The sequence below is a fragment of the Streptomyces sp. SID9727 genome (assembly GCF_010550605.1).
GTDB lineage: Bacteria > Actinomycetota > Actinomycetes > Streptomycetales > Streptomycetaceae > Streptomyces.
The window spans coordinates 1-2080 of sequence record NZ_JAAGNI010000200.1 but is presented as its reverse complement, the minus strand read 5'-3'; the positions used below and the strand labels follow the sequence as shown (position 1 = coordinate 2080).

Below are 2080 nucleotides of genomic sequence, written 5' to 3'. Positions count from 1 at the left end.
CCCGCGGTGCGCCGGGCGGCGAGCGGCGGGCGGACGACGGCCGACTCGGCGGCGGACCGGCTGGCCGCGCTGCGCGGACCCGAGCGGACACAGGCGCTGCTCGCACTCGTACGGGAGCAGGTGGCGGCCGTGCTCGGCCATCTGACGGCCGACGAGATCACCGCCGACCGGGCGTTCAAGGAGATCGGGTTCGACTCGCTGACGGCGGTCGAGCTGCGCAACCGGATCTCGGCCGCGACCGGGCTCCGGCTGCCGACCACCACGGTGTTCGACTTCCCGACACCCACCGCCCTGGCCGAGCGGCTGTCCGTGCTCCTGGCCCCGGACGAGCGGACGGACGCCGACGAGCTGGAACGGCTGCTGGAGTCGGTCACTGTCGGCGGCGAGGGCTTCGAGGAGCTGCGGGAGCGGCTGCGGGCGGCACTCTGGCTCTGGGACGAGCGGGCGGCCGGGCCGGAGGCCGCCGAGGAACCGGACGACGACCTGGAGGCGGCCACGGACGAGGAGCTTTTCCGCGCGCTCGACGAGGAGCTCGGCGCGTCATGACCGGTCGTTTCCGCGTACGAGAGGGCAAGGGCGATGAGTAACGAGGACAGGCTCCGCGACTATCTGAAGCGGACCACGGCCGACCTCCGGCAGGCCCGGCGCAGGATCAAGGAGCTGGAGGACAAGGAGCACGAGCCGATCGCGATCGTGTCCATGGGCTGCCGTTTTCCGGGCGGCGTCGATTCGCCGGAGGCCCTGTGGCGGCTGGTGGCGGCGGAGACGGACGCGATATCCGGTCTGCCGGAGGACCGGGGCTGGGACCTGGAGGGACTGTACGACCCCGATCCGGACCGGCCGGGAACGGCGTACACGCGCGAGGGCGGGTTCCTGGAGGGTGCGGGCGGGTTCGACGCCCCGTTCTTCGGGATGGGCCCCCGGGAGGCCGTCGCGACCGACCCGCAGCACCGGCAGCTCCTCGAAGTGGCCTGGGAGACGCTGGAGCGTGCCGGGATCGCCCCGGACTCCCTGCGCGGGAGCCGGACGGGCGTCTTCGCGGGGGTGGTGTCGCAGGCGTACGTGCCGCCGCCGGACCGGGTCCCCGAGGGGTACGAGGGGCATCTGATGACGGGCAACGCGACGAGCGTCGCGTCCGGGCGGATCGCCTACCACCTGGGGCTCGAAGGCCCGGCCGTGACGCTCGACACCGCGTGCTCGTCGTCGCTGGTGGCGATGCACCTGGCGGCCCAGTCGCTGCGGCGCGGGGAGAGTGATCTCGCGCTGGCGGGCGGGGTGACGGTGATGGCGACGCCGGTGCTGCTGGTCGAGTTCAGCCGGCAGCGGGGGCTCGCGTCCGACGCGCGCTGCAAGGCGTTCGACGCGGCGGCCGACGGCACCGGCTTCGCCGAGGGCGTGGGCCTGGTGCTCCTGGAGCGGCTGTCCGACGCGCGCCGCAACGGCCGGCGCGTCCTCGCCGTGCTGCGGGGCTCGGCGGTCAACCAGGACGGGGCGAGCAACGGCCTCACCGCGCCCAACGGCCCCACCCAGGTCCGGGTCATCCAGCAGGCCCTGGCCTCGGCCCGGCTGGCTCCGCAGCAGGTGGACGCGGTGGAGGCGCACGGCACCGGCACCCGGCTCGGCGACCCGATCGAGGCACAGGCCCTGCTGGCGGCGTACGGGCAGGGGCGTCCCGAGGGCGAGCCGCTGCTGCTCGGTTCGCTCAAGTCGAACATCGGCCACACCCAGGCAGCGGCCGGGGTCGCCGGGGTCATCAAGATGGTCCAGGCGATGCGGCACGGGGTGCTGCCGCGCACCCTGCACGTGACGGAGCCGACCCCGCACGTCGACTGGGGATCCGGCGCCGTGGAACTGCTCACCGAGGCCGTCGCCTGGCCCGACCGGGACCGGCCGCGCCGGGCCGGGGTCTCCTCCTTCGGGATCAGCGGCACCAACGCGCACGTCATCCTGGAACAGGCGCAGGAAGCGGCCGGCGAGGCCGGGCCGGACGCGCTGCTGCCGGAGCCGCCCGCGCCGTGGCCGCTGTCGGCCCGTACGGAGTCCGCGCTGCGGGCCCAGGCCGGCCGGCTGCACGCGCGGC

The 2080-nt window shown here is 75.0% G+C and carries 2 protein-coding genes; both read left to right on the top strand.

The window, feature by feature from the left end; all coding sequences use genetic code 11:
- Positions 1-546: acyl carrier protein (locus G3I41_RS13435; protein WP_239081612.1), on the top strand; the 546-nt coding region annotated here is incomplete at its 5' end.
- A 33-nt stretch (positions 547-579) separates the two neighbouring features.
- The coding region (locus tag G3I41_RS13430; RefSeq protein ID WP_203600935.1) for a beta-ketoacyl synthase N-terminal-like domain-containing protein at positions 580-2080 on the top strand (1501 nt) is incomplete at its 3' end.